11 protein-coding genes are annotated in these 16,730 nt (G+C 67.8%); 5 read left to right on the plus strand and 6 right to left on the minus strand.

Going from position 1 to position 16,730, the window contains the following annotated elements; genetic code table 11:
- Positions 1-208: 208 nt before the first annotated feature.
- From AB4089_RS20385 to AB4089_RS20400, 4 genes are all read right to left on the minus strand, one after another.
- Positions 209-1,735, minus strand: coding sequence for an APC family permease (locus AB4089_RS20385; protein WP_441411092.1), 1,527 nt, complete (start codon positions 1,733-1,735; stop codon positions 209-211).
- Between the two features lie 97 nt (positions 1,736-1,832).
- Entirely contained in the window at positions 1,833-3,266 is a 1,434-nt protein-coding gene (locus AB4089_RS20390; protein ID WP_441411093.1) for an aminobutyraldehyde dehydrogenase, read from the minus strand.
- A 119-nt stretch (positions 3,267-3,385) separates the two neighbouring features.
- A complete protein-coding gene (locus AB4089_RS20395) occupies positions 3,386-4,126 on the minus strand; it encodes a cache domain-containing protein (RefSeq protein ID WP_441411094.1) in 741 nt (246 codons plus the stop codon).
- Positions 4,119-4,892 carry a FadR/GntR family transcriptional regulator gene (locus AB4089_RS20400; protein WP_441411095.1) on the minus strand — a complete coding sequence of 258 codons (774 nt, stop codon included), beginning with the start codon at positions 4,890-4,892 and terminating at the stop codon, positions 4,119-4,121. Before AB4089_RS20400 ends, AB4089_RS20395 begins: the two co-directional genes overlap by 8 nt.
- 323 nt (positions 4,893-5,215) lie before the next feature.
- Here AB4089_RS20400 and AB4089_RS20405 point away from each other — a divergent pair, with 323 nt between their 5' ends.
- On the plus strand, positions 5,216-6,424 hold the full coding sequence (locus tag AB4089_RS20405; protein WP_441411135.1) for a CaiB/BaiF CoA transferase family protein: 1,209 nt from the start codon (positions 5,216-5,218) through the stop codon (positions 6,422-6,424).
- On the opposite strand, the gene AB4089_RS20410 is transcribed toward AB4089_RS20405, so the two are convergent.
- Positions 6,393-7,925, minus strand: coding sequence for a PucR family transcriptional regulator (locus tag AB4089_RS20410; protein ID WP_441411096.1), 1,533 nt, complete (start codon positions 7,923-7,925; stop codon positions 6,393-6,395). The two genes, AB4089_RS20405 and AB4089_RS20410, sit on opposite strands and share 32 nt — an antisense overlap.
- Positions 7,926-8,038: 113 nt before the next feature.
- Between AB4089_RS20410 and AB4089_RS20415 the strand changes: the two genes are divergently transcribed.
- The 4 genes from AB4089_RS20415 to AB4089_RS20430 are packed head-to-tail and all read left to right on the plus strand — an operon-like array spanning position 8,039 to position 13,061.
- Positions 8,039-9,451, plus strand: coding sequence for an aminotransferase class III-fold pyridoxal phosphate-dependent enzyme (locus tag AB4089_RS20415; protein ID WP_441411097.1), 1,413 nt, complete (start codon positions 8,039-8,041; stop codon positions 9,449-9,451).
- A 30-nt stretch (positions 9,452-9,481) separates the two neighbouring features.
- Positions 9,482-10,660, plus strand: a complete 1,179-nt coding sequence (locus AB4089_RS20420; RefSeq protein WP_441411098.1) for an acyl-CoA dehydrogenase family protein — start codon at positions 9,482-9,484, stop codon at positions 10,658-10,660.
- A 26-nt stretch (positions 10,661-10,686) separates the two neighbouring features.
- Entirely contained in the window at positions 10,687-12,174 is a 1,488-nt protein-coding gene (locus AB4089_RS20425) for an aldehyde dehydrogenase family protein (RefSeq protein ID WP_441411099.1), read from the plus strand.
- A 14-nt stretch (positions 12,175-12,188) separates the two neighbouring features.
- Positions 12,189-13,061 (plus strand): 3-hydroxyacyl-CoA dehydrogenase family protein, encoded by an 873-nt coding sequence (locus AB4089_RS20430; protein ID WP_441411100.1) that lies wholly within the window; start codon positions 12,189-12,191, stop codon positions 13,059-13,061.
- A 42-nt stretch (positions 13,062-13,103) separates the two neighbouring features.
- On the opposite strand, the gene AB4089_RS20435 is transcribed toward AB4089_RS20430, so the two are convergent.
- Positions 13,104-16,619, minus strand: a complete 3,516-nt coding sequence (locus AB4089_RS20435; protein ID WP_441411101.1) for an ATP-binding protein — start codon at positions 16,617-16,619, stop codon at positions 13,104-13,106.
- Positions 16,620-16,730 lie beyond the last annotated feature (111 nt).

Raw genomic sequence — 16,730 nt, forward strand, 5'->3', positions numbered from 1 at the left:
CCAATCCGGGCAGAGGCTTGCGTGACCGCCATCCCCTGCCGCAGAAGTGAAAAGAACTCATCCTTCAGCGCATCGGGCGCCCGATAACCACTCGGCATGGCAACCTCCAAAAATCAGATGTTGCAACGACCGTATGATTCTGCGTGGTGATTATCGGCCGTAAGTGCCCCCGCGTTGGAGGATGCCCAGGCGAACTCGTCGTACAGCCTTATGGGGCGATGGAGGTGCTGCCTTGCCGGGCACTGCCGGCCCGCAGCCTCGCGGCGACGTCGATGGCGTCGCCGGCCGGCGCCGTGGACTTGGCGTCCGGGCGGGCCAGCAGGAGGTAGAGAAGGCCGCTGCCCGCCACCACAGCCAGGCCGAGCAGGACGGTCCAGTCGGTGACAAAGACGCCCGTGCTGCCGGGCCAAGCCAGCAGCACCATGGCAAAGATGCCGTAGGCCAGGGCGGCGGCATTGACCGCGAATCCCGCGGCACCCAGGCTGAACGGCCCCGCCGGCCGCCAGCCCTTGAGGCGCTGGCGCAGGGCAGCCAGTACTACGGACTGGAAGGCAATGTAGATGCCCAGTACGGCAAAGGACGTGATCTGGGTGAGCAGTTCGTCCGAGCCCAGATAGATGATGATGCAGATGGCCAGGGGGATGCTGGCGGCGACGATCAGGGCGTTCGCGGGAACCTTGGCGGTACCGGAAACCTTGGACAGCCAGCGGTGTCCGGGCACCATGCCGTCACGGGCAAAGGAAAAGATCAGCCGGCTGGCCGCCGCCTGCAGGCTCAGCACGCAGGACAGAAACGCCGTGATCGCAACGACCAGGAAGATCTTGGCACCCACCGGGCCGAGGGCCGATTCCAGGATGGCGGGGATGGGGTCTGCATCCTGGCCGTTGACGATCTCCTGCAGGTTGGGCGCGGCCAGCACATAGCCGCCGAAGGAGAACAATGCGGAGACGCCTCCCACCACAATGGTCATCATCATGGCACGCGGGATCCGCCGGGCCGGGTTGGCGACCTCCTCCGCCACGTCGCCACAGGCTTCAAAGCCGTAGAAGAGGAACAGGCCGGCCAGGGCGGCGCCCATGAAGGCGTTCAGGTAGCTGCCGTCTCCCTGCACGCCCATCGAGTCGAAAAACACGCCGAAGCTCTGTTTGCGCTGGAAAATCAGCAGGTACAGGCCGACGGCGATCACGCCGATCAGCTCTGCCGCCAGACCGATCCGGGCCACCCGGGCCATGGTTTTGGTGCCGGTGAAGTTCAGGACCAGCGCCACGAGAAGAAGCAGCACCGACAGGCCAAGCGTGCTTTCCCGGTTCAGCTCAATCTCGAACAGGCTGGCCAGGAAGCCGCTGCCAAATTCGGCCACGGCGGTGATGGTGACAATCATGGCCCAGATGTAGACCCAGGCCGCCATCCAGGCATAGCGCCGGCCCCAAAGCCGCCTGGTCCACGGATAGATGCCGCCGTGAATGGGATATTGCGACACCACTTCGCCGAATACGAGCGCCACCAGCATCTGCCCGGCCCCCACGATGAAGATCCAGAAGACCGACGGCGGCCCGCCGGCCGCCATGGCGACGGCGAAGAGCGAGTACACCCCCACCAGCGGAGAAAGGTAGGTGAATCCGAGGGCGAAATTGGCCCACAGGGACATGGACCGGTCAAAGGAATCCTGGTAGCCCAGGACGGCAAGATGTTCACTATCGTTAAGCTCGGCGGTGTTGCGGGGTTCGGTAGACATGGTTTCCTTCCGACGACTTTGGCGGGAGATTCTGGGGGCCGGCGCAGGATGCCGGTTGTGCTCGTGCTGGCGGCGGACGTGCCGGTGGTGGCGCTGCTTAGCCGATGTAGCTCATGACGTGCTTGATCCGGGTGTAGTCCTCCAGCCCGTACATGGACAGGTCCTTGCCGTACCCGGAGTGCTTGAATCCGCCGTGCGGCATCTCGGCCACGAGCGGGATGTGGGTGTTGATCCAGACGCAGCCGAAGTCGAGGCGCTTGGCGAACTGCATGGCCCGGGTGTGGTCCTTGGTCCACACCGAGGACGCCAGCCCGTAGTCCACGTCGTTGGCCAGGGCCAGGGCCTCGGCGTCGCTGGAGAACTTCTGCACAGTGACGATCGGGCCGAACACTTCGCTCTGGACAAGCTCGTCGTCCTGGTTCAGCCCGGACACCACCGTGGCTTCGTGGAAGTAGCCCACGCCGCCGTGGCGCTTGCCGCCGACTTCAACAGTGGCGTGCTCCGGCAGCCGTTCCAGGTATCCGGCGACGCGCTGGAGGTGGTCGGCGCTGCTGAGCGCGCCGTACAGGATCCCGTCCTCGGCGGGACCGCCCGTCCTGGCGTTCTGCCGCACTTCCTCGGCAAAAGCAGCCACAAACTCATCGTGGATGTCTTCATGCACCAGCAGCCGCGTGGCCGCGGTGCAGTCCTGGCCCGCGTTGTAGAAGGACGCCGGGACAATGCCCGCCACCGCGGTGGCGATGTCGACGTCGTCGAACACTATGACCGGGGCCTTGCCGCCCAGTTCAAGGTGCACGCGCTTGACGTCGGCGGCCGCCGCTCCGGCCACCTCCATTCCGGCCCGCACGCTGCCGGTGATGGACACCATCTCGGGGGCCTCGTCCGCCACCAGCGCCTTGCCGGTCTCGCGGTCGCCCAGGACCACATTGAACGCGCCAGCAGGGAGGAAGGCGCTGGCCAGCTCGGCAAACAGCAGGGTGGAGCTCGGCGTGGAATCGGAGGGTTTCAGAACTACGGTATTGCCGGCCGCAAGCGCTGGAATGACCTTCCACGCCGCCATCATCAGCGGGTAATTCCACGGGGCCACCTGGCCGATGACGCCGATCGGCTCGCGCCGGATCGAGGAACTGTGGTCCGCCAGGTACTCGGCGGTGGCCCGGCCTTCCAGCGTCCGGGCGGCGCCGGCAAAGAAACGGATCTGGTCCACGAGGACGTCGATCTCATCCGGGACAATCCCGGCACGGGGCTTGCCGGTATCGGCGCATTCGAGGTCGGCCAGCTCATCAGCCCGGGTCTCGACGGCGTCGGCAATGTGCAGCAGCGCCCGCTGGCGCTCCGCCGGAGTGGTTTCGCTCCAGGTCTCAAACGCCGCCGCGGCTGCCGCGTAGGCGGCAGCGACGTCGGCGGCGGTGGATACGGGCGTTGTGGCGATGACCTCTTCGGTGGCTGGATTGTGGATCTCCAACCGGCTTGTGGAGGCCGAGTCAACAAACTGGCCGTTGACGAAGTTCCGCAAATTCCGCACGCTCATGGGGTTCCCTTCAGTGAATTGGGTGGGCCGGGCCGCGTCGCGGACCACGCCACAATGTGACCTGGTTCACGGCCACATGGTGAGACTACACCTTATTCATCTGAAATGGGATGTTTAATTTACGGGGCTGTTCCCACCATGATCTTCAGGTTGGTGCCGGGGCAGGCAATGGCGCCGCCCGGGCCCGGGCCGGCATTCGGGGCGGCCAGGGTCCCTACGGGGAGCGACGGATCGGTTGAGACAACCACCCTGCCCGCAGCGTTCGCCAGCACCGTCGGTGCCCCCACGGCGCGCATCAGCGGCAAGGCGGCCCGCTCGAGCCGGCGCACCAGAAGATCTGCGCCCACCACTCCTGCCATGGACCCGCCGACGCTGACGGGCGCGGTGAGGGTGAGGATGTAGTCGCACGTGCACAAGTGGTCGACATACGGGCCGGTGATGTGGCGGACCCCCGTGGTTTCGGGCACCCGGTACCACTCCAGCGCACTGAGGTCCCGAAGATAGTCGGCGTAATCGCGCGACGCCAGATCCAGCTGGCTCGGTTCGGTGGTGGTGCCCAGGATCGGGTTTTCTTCCAGCGGACCCAGCCACCAGGCAAAATGGAGACCCTTGCCACGCACCACGCCCGGCGCGGCGATGAATCCGGCGCCGATCAGCAGCGGGTTGGCGGCCGTCAGCTCCGGCTCGACCATCGCATACACGGCAGGGTCAATATCTCCCGCGCCCCAGGCGGTTGAGGCCTCGACCTGGCCCCGCCACCGCTGCAGGGTGTCGAAGACGCCGTTGAACAACGCTCCAATGGCCGCGGCGCAGTCCCGCGCCCGGGCTTGAAGGGTATCCGCCGTGTCATTGTCAGCCATCAGCCGTTGCTCCTTGCTCAAACCGTTCCTTGGCGGCCAGCAGCCACACGGAAAGCTCGCTGATCTGCGCCCGGACCGAGGCGCGGGCCGCGGCGGCGTCGCGGGCGGCGATCGCGGCGGCGGTGCGCTCGTTTTGCGCATAGACCCGCGCCCGCATGGCGGGGTCCGTCAGGCACAACCACAGCATGGGGCCGAACTCCGCCTGGAGGCGGATCTGCTCGCGCACAAGCCGCGGTGACTGGCTGATCACGGCTATTTCGAGGTAGAAACCGCCGGCGTTCCGGCCGGAATCGCTGGCGGAACCAAAGTCGGCCCCCTGTAGCCAGTCGGTCAGCCGCTGGGCTTCATCGGTGGACGCCAGCTCGGCCGCCCGTTCTGCGCAGCCGGCCGCCAGCACGCCAAAATAGGCGGCGAGATCGGCAATCTCCACCTGCGAGAGTCCGCGCAGCCGGGCCCGCAGGAGCCGCTCCGGCGTTTGCTCGGTGGCCAGCACAAAGCTCCCGCCCTCGCGGCCGCGCCGGGTTTCCACCAGCCCGGCCTCGCGAACAGCCCCCAGGCCATCGCGCGCCGTCACCAGCGCCACGCCAAACCGCTTGGCCAGCTCCGCCTCGCTGGGTAGCCGATCACCCGGAGCCAGCACGCCCAACAGAATGGCGTCGGTCAGCCGCTGGGCCACCTGCTCAGATCTGCCGGCGCCGGTCAGCTGGGCGAAGACCGCGGCCCGGGCACCGCGCGACGGCGCGGGGGCGGCCGGTTCCTGGCTCACCGCAGCGCCCTTGGCCAGCTGCGTTCCCGGCGGGACCGAACCGAAGGATCTGCTTCCATAGCGCCACTCTATCGGCCCCGCTACCGCGGGGTCCGCCGCGGCCGCACCCTCGCACCGGAATGCGATTGTGCGGAGCGGCCAAAGCTTGGATGATTCATCCAATGATCGGTCGGTTGCGCCTTGTTAGGCTTCGAATCCTTGATCAGGTATCCCGGGGCACGGCGATGTGCCACGGCAATGCACGAAGGGACTCCCCCATGACTTCGACTCCCGGCCCGCAGCCCGGTTCCGCCGACCGGGACGCCGCCCAAGAACCCCGGGACATGCCCGCGGGACCGTTGTCCGGACTGCTCGTGGCCGATTTCTCCCGCGTCCTGGCCGGCCCGCTGGCCACCATGACCCTGGCCGATCTGGGCGCCCGCGTGGTCAAGGTGGAACGCCCCGGCACTGGCGATGACACCCGCACCTGGGGACCGCCGTTCTCGGCTACCGGGGCCACCTACTTTGAGAGCGCGAACCGGAACAAGGAATCGGTCTGCCTGGACCTCACCGACCCCGGCGATCTGCAGCTGGCCAGGGAGCTGGCCTTGCGTGCCGATGTCCTGGTGGAAAACTTCAAGCCCGGCGGCATGGCAAAACTGGGCCTGGGCTACGCGGAACTCTCCGCCACCAACCCCGGCCTGATCTATGCCTCGATCACCGGGTTTGGCAGTGCCGGCGGAGCCAACCTGATGGGTTATGACTTCATCGTCCAGGCCCTGGGCGGGCTGATGAGCATTACTGGCGAGGAGGACGGCAGTCCCACCAAGGCCGGCGTCGCCCTGGTCGACGTCCTGACAGCCAAGGACACCGCCATTGGCGTCCTTGCCGCCCTGGCGGCCCGGAACATCTCGGGCCGCGGGGCGCATCTGGAGCTCAACTTGCTCTCCAGCCTGCAGGGTGCGCTGGCCAACCAGGGCCAGGCCTTCCTGGGCGCGGGTAAGGTGCCGCACCGCATGGGCAGCGCCCATCCCTCGATCGTGCCGTACCAGTTGCTCGAGTGTGCGGATGCGCCGCTGGCAGTGGCCTGCGGCAACGACGGACAGTTCGCCAAGCTGACCCAGGTTCTGGGCATTGCCGGGCTGGCCCGTGACCCGCGCTTTGCCACCAACAACGCGCGCGTGGAACACCGCGCGGAGTTGGTGCCCCTGCTCGAGGATGCCCTGTCCACGTCCTCTGCCCTCATCTGGCAGGACAAGCTCATCGACGCCGGCGTCCCGGCCGGCCATGTGGCCGGCATCGATGAGGGTCTTGACTATGCCGAGTCGCTGGGACTTGAACCGACCATCGAGGTCCGCAACGCCGCGGGCCAGCCCGTCGGGCGGCAGATCCGCCATCCAATTACCTGGACACCGGCGTTCCCGGCACCCGTGGCGGCCCCGCCGACGCTGGGCGAACATGGCGACGGCATCCGCGCGTGGCTGGCCGACGCCGGGAGTGCCGGCGTTGACCGGTGCGGCGCTACACCCAGCGCAGCGCCAGCCACAGGTTAGCGGCCACATCGGGATCATCCGGATCCGCCTGCAGCAGTTCGGCGGCGATTCCCATCCGGTGGCGCAGCGAGTTCCGGTGGATCCCCAATTCACGGGCAGCGCCCTCCCACTGGCCCCGGTGCCTCAAGTAGGCGCGCACAGTGCCGATCAGGTCCGCGCGCTGGTAGCCGCGCAGTGCCGCCACCCAACCTTGGGCCCGCGGGTCCAGTGCCCCGGCGGGGACCTCGACAACCTGCCCGGTCTCCAGTGCACGCACCATGGCGGCCAGTTGACCCGCCTCATCGTGGACACGTTCCAGCGGCATCGGCCGGCTCAGCGCCGCCGTGACCGTGCTGGTGCCGGCGGCGACGTCGTTCGGGTGCGCCGGGACGGCGCCTGCGGCGGTGCCAGAAGTGCCGGCGTCGTGCTCCGCGTCCAGCAGGTAATAGCTCAGGCCGCCGGCCTCATGGCGCAGGCGGCAGGATCGCAGGGCACCGGCGGCCTGCGGCCAACCGGCCCAGCCCGTTCCGGCGCGCAGCCGAGACTCCAGCTCCCCGAAGGCCGCCGCCGAATCTGCCCCGGCATCCGTTTCGCCGCGCACCACCAGGATCCGCACCGGCCCGGTGGGCGCGACGATGCCCAGGTCCGGGGCCAGGGCCCGGCCGGCGTCAACATGTCCGGTCAGGAAAAGCTTGGTCACGGCCGAGCCGAGCGCTGCGGCGGTGGCGGCGCTCTCCTGCTGCTGGGCGGCCTTGAGCGAGAGCAGGACGCACACGGTCATGATGATCTGCCGGTCGGCCCGAGTCAGTTTTCGCCCGGCACCGATGGCCAGGAAGCCGGCCGTCCGCCGCCCCACGAGGACCGGATACTCCACGACGTCGGTGCCGTGAATCTGAAAGGTGGAGGCCGAATGCGTCACCGCCATGTCCAGCCGCGACGCCTCAAGGCGCAGCTGCCCCACAATCGTGTGGTTGTCCTCCGGCCAGAGCGTTTCCGCCCCATTGTCTGCCGGGAGGTAGGCGACCCAGCCGCCCAGTGCTTGGGCCAGCGCCTTGACCACGGATGGGAGCGCATCCGGCTGCGTCGCCGCACGGGCCAGCGCTGTCTGCGTGCCGAGACTTGCGCTCAGGTCAGCCTGGCCCTCCCTGCCCACGAGGTCCCAGTAGGCGCGGGACACGTTCATGAACGGCGTGCCGTCGGGCACCACCAGCAGCTCCAGCCCCTCCGAGGCACAGGCGGCAATCAGCGCGGGCGGCACCTCATCCACACCGGCGCCCAGGCCAAGTCCCAAGGCTGCGATGTTGCGCTCCACCAGACGCCGGACATAGGCCGCCACCTTGGCTTCTCCGCCCGAAACGGGGATGCCCGTAGTGAGAAGGAGCTCACCGCCTTCCAAATAGGGAGTGGGATCGTCGAGCTCGGAGATGTGCACGCCCGAGATCTGCCGGCGAGCCACGGGACCCCCGGCCACCGTGCTGAGATCGCTGCCGAGTTGGCTGTGCAGCTGGGCCAGACTGATCACGCGGCCGCCCTTTCCGGGTAGACATGAATCCTTTGGATATTCTAACCAAATTAGGCTCGAACGAGGACAGACCATCCAATGTCAGCCGGGAGCAGGCCCACTACCTTATCTACATGACGCGATCCACAGACAGCCTCCCCCAGTCCCGCCACGTTGCCACTGCCATTCCCGGCCCCGCTTCCATGGCGCTGCACCGAGAGCGCGAAGCGCATGTCAGCTCAGGCTTCGGCGTGACCCTGCCCGTCTTCATCAACCGGGCCTCCGGCGGAATCCTGGAAGATGTGGACGGCAACCGCATCATCGACTTCGCGTCCGGCATCGCCGTGACCAGCGTGGGCGCCGTGAACGCCCAGGTCCAGGCGCAGGTGGCCGCTCAGATGGCCAGGTTCACCCACACCTGCTTCATGGTGACCGAATACGATTCCTTCACGCAGGTGGCCGCATGGCTGAACGCCCACGTCCCGGGAGACTTCCTGAAGCGCACGGCGCTCTTCTCCACCGGTGCCGAGGCCGTGGAAAACGCCGTCAAGATTGCCCGCGCCGCCACAGGCCGGGAGCGGGTTTTGGTCTTCGACGACGCCTACCACGGCCGCTCGCTCCTCACGATGGCCATGACCGCCAAGGTGAATCCGTACAAGAAGAATTTCGGCCCGTTCCCGGGCGAGGTCTTCCGTGCTCCCACGGCCACCCGGCTATGGGCCCAAACCGGCGAGGACGGTGCGGCCGCCACCGCGCTGGCTGGCGTTGAGTCGCTGCTGCTCGAGAACGATCCCCGGACGTTCGCGGCCATGGTCATCGAGCCCATCCAGGGTGAGGGCGGATTCCTGGTTCCAGCGCCCGGCTTCCTGGCCGGGCTGCGGGAGCTGGCCACCAAATACGGCATTGTGCTGGTGATGGACGAGATCCAGACCGGCATGGGCCGCACCGGCAAGCTGTTTGCGAGCGAGCACGACGGCGTCGCCGGCGACCTCACCCTGACCGCCAAGGCCCTCGCCGGCGGCCTGCCCCTGAGCGCCGTCACCGGCCGGACCGAGCTCATGAACGCTCCGCACGCCGGAGGCCTGGGCGGGACCTACGCCGGAAACCCGGTGGCCTGCGCCGCTGCGCTGGGAGTCTTCGAGGCCTTCGAGGACGGCACGCTCCTGGCGAACGCCCGGGCCATTGAGGCATCCGTCCGCGAGGTGCTGCAGCCCCTCGTGGACAGCACGGCCATCATTGCTGAATTCCGCGGCCGCGGCGCCATGCTGGCCGTCGAATTCGCGGACAAGGACACCCTGGAGCCGCGCGCCGATCTTGCCGCCCAGGTGGCGACAGCCTGCCACCGGCAGGGAGTCCTGGTCCTTGTCTGCGGCACATACGGCAATGTGATCCGGCTGCTGCCGCCCCTGGTCATCGGCCCGGAGCTGATCCGCGACGGACTGGACGTGCTGCGCAGTGCCATCCTGACTGCCAGTGCCATCCTGACTGCCAATGACGCCCAGCCAAACACCGCCACCGCCAGCGCAGCGGCACTGTCCGCGGCCTAAGTCCCACCCTGATAACTCTTGGAGACCACCATGAACGAATCCTCTGACCTGCTGAACCCGTCTGACCTGCTGAACATCGATTCCCTCTTCAGCCCCGAAGAACTGGCCATGCGGGACAAGGTGCGGTCCTTCGTGGACAGCACCATCCGGCCCAATATCGCGACCTGGTACGAGCAGGCCATCTTCCCGGTGGAAATCATCAAGGAGATGGCCGGACTGGGCCTGCTTGGCATGCACTTGAAGGGTTACGGCTGTCCCGGCCGTTCCGCCGTCGAATACGGCATCGCCGCCATGGAACTGGAGGCGGGTGACTCGGGCCTGCGCACCTTCGTCAGCGTGCAGGGCTCGCTCGCGATGAGCGCCATCTACAAGCATGGCTCCGAAGAGCAAAAGAACCAGTGGCTGCCGCAGATGGCCGCCGGCGACGTCGTTGGCTGCTTCGGCCTGACCGAGCCCACCGCCGGCTCCGACCCGGGCAGCATGAAAACCTTCGCCCGCCGCGACGGAGACGGCTGGGTCATCAACGGCTCCAAGCGCTGGATCGGTCTGGCCTCGATCGCCCAGATCGCGATTATCTGGGCCATGACCGACGACGGCGTGCGGGGCTTCATCGTGCCCACCGACACCGCCGGCTTCAAAGCCACCCCGATTGAGCCCAAACTCTCCATGCGGGCCTCCATCCAGTGCGACATTGAACTGAGCGAGGTCCGCCTTCCATCCACCGCGCTGCTGCCCAATGCCAAGGGACTCCGCGGCCCGTTCGAGTGCCTCAATGAAGCCCGGTACGGCATTATCTGGGGGGCCATGGGAGCCGCGCGTGACAGCTACGAGACGGCGGTGAGCTACTCGCAGGAGCGCCTGCAGTTCGACAAGCCGCTGGCGGGATACCAGCTGACCCAGGAGAAGCTGGTCAACATGGCCCTGGAAATCAACAAGGGCATGCTCCTGGCTCTGCAGATCGGCCGGCTCAAGGAAGCGGGCCAGCTCAAGCCGCACCACATTTCCGTGGGGAAGCTCAACAACTGCCGCGAGGCCATCCAGATCTGCCGCGACGCCCGCGCCATGCTGGGCGGCAATGGCATCACCCTCGACTATTCGCCGCTGCGGCACGCGAACAACCTGGAATCGGTGCGCACCTATGAGGGCACCGACGAGGTCCACACACTGATCCTCGGCAACCACATCACGGGCATCCCGGCCTTCCGCTGAGGCGCGGCGAGTAAAGGAATACAGCAATGACCACAGCAGTCGAACTGCAGCACTACATCTCGGGCACCTGGTTTCAGGGCGACGGCGGCATCATCACCTCCGTCAACCCCGCCCGCCCGGCCGAAACGGTGGCTCAGGGCCTGCAGGCCGGACCGGCCGACGTCGACCGCGCGATGGCAAGCGCCGTAGCGGCGAAGCATGGCTGGGCCCGCACCCCTGCCCACGAACGCGGCGCGGTGCTGCTGCGCACGGCGGCGATCCTCGAAGCTAACTCGCGGGCCTGGGGCCTGGAACTGGCCCGCGAGGAGGGAAAGACCCTGGCCGAGGGCCAGGGCGAGGTGCTGCGCGCCGCGCAGATATTCCGCTACTACGGCAACGACGGAGACCGCGAGGCCGGTGCGGTCTACTCCTCCCCGCGGCGGGGCGAAAAGATCTTCGTCACCCGCAAACCACTGGGAGTAGTGGGCGTCGTGACGCCCTTCAACTTCCCCATTGCCATCCCGGCCTGGAAGATCGCCCCCGCACTGACATACGGCAACACGGTGGTCTGGAAGCCGGCCAGCACGGTGCCCCTGCTGGCCATGCGGCTGGCCCAGGCGCTGGAACAGGCCGGGCTGCCCGCCGGCGTCCTGAACCTGGTCATTGGCCCCGGCGCCATCGGGACCGCGTTGGTGGAGCATCCCGCGCTGGACGGGCTGTCCTTCACCGGCTCCACCGGCGTGGGCCGCACCCTGGCCGCCGCGGCGGCAGCCCGGGGTGTTCCGATCCAGGCGGAGATGGGTGGAAAGAACGCCGCCATCGTCCTGGCCGACGCCGACCTTGAACTAGCCGCCGAACAGGTCATGCTGGGCGCATTCCGCTCCACAGGGCAGAAGTGCACGGCGACGTCGCGGCTGATCGTAGCGGACGCCGTCGCCGATGAATTCCTCGCCGGGCTGGCCGCCAGGGCCCGGGCCCTGCTTGTGGGCGACCCCGCAGATCCGTCAACCCAGATGGGACCCGTGGTCAGCGCCGACGCCCAGTCGTCCATCCAGCGCGGCATCGCCACCGCGTTGGACCAGGGCGCCGGGCTGCTGACGGGAGGCCTCCCCTATGAGGACGCGGCGCGGGCCGACGGCCACTTCATTGCCCCCACGATCCTGGAGCTCACGGGGGCAAGCCACGCTGATGTCTGGCGCGATGAGCTCTTTGGCCCCGTGCTCAGCGTCCGCCGGGCAGCCTCAACCCAGGAAGCCTTTGACCTGGCGAATGACAGCGACTTCGGGCTCTCCGCAGCACTGTTCACGCAGGACGTCACCCTGGCGCTGGAGGGAATGGAAGAGCTGGACGTCGGCATCCTGCACGTGAACTCCGAATCCGCCGGCGCCGACCCGCATGTGCCCTTCGGCGGGGCCAAGAAGAGCGGCTACGGACCCAAGGAACAGGGCCAGAGCGCCAAGGAGTTCTACACGCACACCACCACCGTCTACCTCCGCGGCGGCCAGGTCGCCAGCCACCGCGGAGCGAGCGCCTAGGACCCGGAGAAACCGTGCAACCCACTACCTCCATCACGAGTGTCCTCGTTGTCGGCGCCGGCGCCATGGGGTCGCAGATAGCCCTGACAGCCGCCCTGGCCGGATACACCACCACCGTGCAGGACGTGTCGCCGGGCCAACTGGACGCCGCCGCGGCCCAACTGCGTGAACGCACCCACAAAATGGTGAAATCCGGAAAACTGGCCGCGGAACGGGCGGAGCGCGCCCATGACCGGCTGGAGTTCAGCACTGATCTGGACGCGGTGGCACCCTCTGCAGACTTTGTCATTGAGGCCGCCACCGAACGGCTGGAAACCAAGAAGGCCATCTTTGCCCGGCTGGGCCAGCTCGCTCCGCCGCATGCCATCCTGGCCACCAATTCCTCCACGATCGGCTCCTCTGCCGTGGCCGGGGCCAGCGGCCGGCCCGGGCAGGTGTGCAACATGCACTTCTTCAACCCCGTGCTGGTCATGGAATGCGTGGAAGTGGTCAGGCATGCCGGAACGTCCCAGCAAACCGTGGACACTACCGTGGAACTGGCCCGGCGCCTTGGCAAGACACCGGTGCTGATCAACCGGGAGGTTCCGGGCTTCGTTGCCAACCGGCTGATGGGCGCCGTGCAAAAGGAGGCACTCGCGCTGCTGGCCGGCGGTGTGGCCAGCATGGAAGACATCGACGCCACGGCAAAGACCGCACTGCGGCACCCGATGGGACCATTCGAGCTGATGGACCTGGTGGGACTGGATGTCGTGGACTACATCGCCCAGGCCACGTATGCGGCGACTGGCGATCCGGCCGACGCCCCGGATGAGTCCGTTGCAACCCTCGTCAGGGCCGGAAAGCTGGGCCGCAAGTCTGGCGCCGGGTGGTACAACTACTCCTGTTGAACCGGCTCCGCCGTCCTCAGCTCCGACCCAAGCAACGCGGGGTCAGCGCAGGACGATGTCCACGGGGTTCGCCTCGGACCGCCAGGTGCCCTCGGTCCCCGGACGCGGGGCAATCACTGGGGCGGTCAGGACGCCGGAGCGGTTGGTCCGCTTGTCCCTGAGGATCTCGGTCACGGACCCCAGGTGCCGGGAAAGGTCGATCACGTTCTCCGGCGCGGCCAGCAGGAGCTGGAAGCCGAACTCGTGCAGCGCCTTGATGCCGGCGCCGGCGAATTCCTCCGAGGCGAGCACGAAGGCCTCGTCCATCATGACCGTGCCGTAGGTGGTGAAGCCCTGTTCGGCGATGCCCAGCTGGTAGCTCAGTGCCGCCGCCATGATGAACGCGGTGAAACGCTGCCGCTCACCGCCGGACATGGAGCCGGTATCTGCGTGCATGAAGACCTCGGTCTTCCTGGCGCCCTTCGCGGCACCCTTGGCGCCGGTACCCTGCACTTCGCGGTGCTCCTTGCACTGGATGAACAGGTGGCCGCGGACATCCAGCACCTCGGCACGCCAGCGCCGGTCCTCGGGGGTCTGTGAGCCGAGCCGCTTCACGAGCGTTTCGAGCGACTTGTAGCGGTTGGTGAGCTCGGCGTCGTCGTCCGACTGGGCACCCGTCGCCGCCGCGGCGGACGCTGCTGTGACCGTCTTCCCGGGCCGGGTGTGCCGGACCTTGAGCGCGTTCTGGATGGCGTCCTTGAACTGCTTCGCCGTCGCGGGCAGCGTCTGTTTGATGTCCAGTTCCAGGAAGCTGCCCTCGTGGAAGTTGACCTCGGACAGGATGCCGTTCAGCGGCAGGATGCGGCTCGTGATGGCGCGGCGTTCCTCGTCCAGCAGGTGCAGCAGGGTGGAAAAGGACTCGTGGGTCCGCTGGTTGAAGAACTGCCGGAACTCGGCCTCCTGCGCCGGCAGCCCATCGCTGACAATTGCGTGGTAGCGGGATTCGAACTCCCCTGCGGCGCCGATCGAGGTGCCGTGGTCCGCGGAAATCGCCGTGCCCCACTCGCGGACGAAGCCCTCGAAAATGCGGGTGAGGCGCTCCGAGGTGGCCTGCCCGCGGGACTCGGCACCGTGCAGTTCGGCGAGAAGCCGGGTGCGGACCTGGTTGGCGAGGTTGTCGAGCTCGTGCATCTCCAGGACGTCGCCGAAGCCGGTGAAGTACGGTTCCAGCGCGGCGATGCTGGCGTCCGACGGCGGCGCCTGCGCGAGCCGGTTGCGGGCGGCATCGAGCAGCTGATCGGCGGCGGTCATGCGCGCGTCGAGGGCCTTGTACTCGCTCTGCAGCACGGCCGCCGTTTCGGTGCTGGACTGGTGCTTATGCCGCGCGGCCTCGATGCTGGCGCGCAGCGGTTCGAGGTCGGCCTGCGCGGCGAGGGCGTCCTTGAGCCGCTGCTCGATCCTGGCGAGTTCCTCCGCGGCCACGGCGGCCGAGACCTGCTCCCAGGGCCGGTGGTCGTCGGCCACACGGCGCAGGGCCTCGAGCTGCCGGGTCATGCCCTGGTGCGACTCTTCGCGGCTTCGCGCCAGTTCGGCGGCTTTGGCCAGTTCCTGTTGCAGGTCCTCCACCTGTGCCGCCACGAGCTCCAGCTTGGCGGCGTTGTCGAAGCCGAGGACGTAGTCCTGCCGGGAGGTGAAACGGTCGTCCTTTTCCACCGTGTGGCGGTTTCGCTTGACCACGCCGCCCAGGCTCAGGCCCTTATCCAGGCCGGCGAGCTCGTCCGGGTCCTCCACGCAGGGATAGGCGAAGTCGACGGCAATGCGTTCGCGGAGCCAGGCGCTGGCCTCCGCCACCGCCCGGGCGTGAGCGCCGTCGGCCAGGCCGGCGTCGGTGAGGAAACTGAGCTTGGTCAGCAGGTCGCCGTCGGCCACGTCCTCGACTGCCAGCGCGCCGCCGGGCAGCGGCCGGGAAACGTCCACGGCGCGCAGTGCCCCGCGCACGGAGTGGTCATTGAGGTACCGGGTGACCGCGGCGAAGTGCTCGCCAGGCACCAGCAGCGTGGTGGCCAGGCTCCGCAGCGCGCGCTCGGCGGCCGGCCGCCACTGCTCCTTGCCCTCGCCGAGGTCGATCAGTTCGCCGCCGAAGGGCATGTGTTCTTCCGGCACCCCGGTGGCCGCCGCGATGGCGCCGCGGTTTTCAATGCTCGACGGCGGCAGCAGCGACTTGCGCGTCTTCAGCGAGACGAGCTCCTGCTGGGCTGCGGCGAGCTCGCGCTTCCTGGTGGCGTGGCCGTCGAAGGCCTCGAAGCGCAGTTCCTTGAGCGCCTCGGAGTCGTTCTGGAGCTCGGCAGAGCGGGCCGCGGCGTGGGCGTGCGCCTGTTCCCAGCCTGCGGCCGACCACTGGAGGTCCAGCCCGGCGTCGGTCAGGGCCTTGCGGGTCGATTCCTCCACGTCCTGCCGGAGCTTGAGGCCCACACGGGCGTTCTCCAGGGACTGCTCGATCGCGGAAATCGCGTTGCCGCCCTGGTTGTTGTACTCCCCTTCAAGCTGGCGCAGCTCCTTGGCGAAGCCGTCGCGGACAGCGCGTTCGGCGGCGAGGTCGTGGGCCTTCGCCTGGGCGAGTTCCTTGAGCCGGGCCAGGGTCTTCTCATGGACAGAGACGGCGAGCTGCTGCTTGTAGGCCTCGAATTCCTCGCCCGAAAGGTCCCGCAGACGGTTCGCGTCGAGCAGCGCCTGCGCGTATTCCTTGTTCAGCCCGGGAACGGGAGTCAGCTGGTCGCGCTGCTGCCGAACGTCCTCGAGGCGCTGCCGGATGGACATGAGGTTGCTGAATTCCTCGACGACGTCGTCCGCTGCGGCCAGCGTGGCCGGGGCGTCAAGGACCTGGTCGCGGAAGAACGTGTTGACGCTGCCGCCGAGTCCCTTGCCGGCCTGGATGACGCGCAGCAGCGGCAGGGCCTGGTCCGAGTTGATCCCCAGGAGGCGGCGGAAGCGTTCGGCGAACGCCTTGTGGACGTCGAAGATCTGGGCGTCCGGGAAGACCGCGTCGAGCGCGGACTTGGTGAACCGCTTGTCCGCGATGCCCTCGATCGCCGCGAGATCCAGCGGCTTGTTGTCGATCACGTAGTACCGGCCGACGCTGGATTCCGTGCCGTTCTTGGGCAGGTCGAACAGCGCCGAGACCGTGACCTTAGTGCCGGCGGCGTTATCGAACGTCAGGGCGACGGCGGACCAGGTGGCCCCGGGCCGCTGGAACGCACTCGCCGAGCCCTCGCCAACTGCCTTGTCGCCCACTTTGCCGCGCATGTACGTGAACGTGGTGCGCTTGTCCTCGACAGCGCCTCCGGCCCGCTGGGCAGCCGCTTCGTTGGAGCGCGGGCGGGCGTCGAAGACCCGAAGCATGGCATCGAACAGCGTGGACTTGCCGACGCCCGAATTGCCGGTCAGCAATGTGCCGTTGCGGTCCACGTGCATCGTGTGGGCGCCATGGAACGTGCCCCAGTTGACCACCTGGACGAGGGCGAGGCGCATCTGGCCCGGGTTGGTGAGCTCGCCCATCGGCAGCATGGTTGCGATGCTCACTTGTTGGCCTCGTTCGTGTCCGTGGTTGCGTTAGTTGTGGTTGCGTGTGATGCCGACGGCGATGCCGCCCCCGCCCCTGCGCCGCGCAGCTGATCTTCGATCAGCTCAGCG

It is taken from the genome of Arthrobacter sp. 2MCAF15 (assembly GCF_052115605.1).
In the GTDB taxonomy this organism is placed as follows: Bacteria; Actinomycetota; Actinomycetes; order Actinomycetales; family Micrococcaceae; genus Arthrobacter.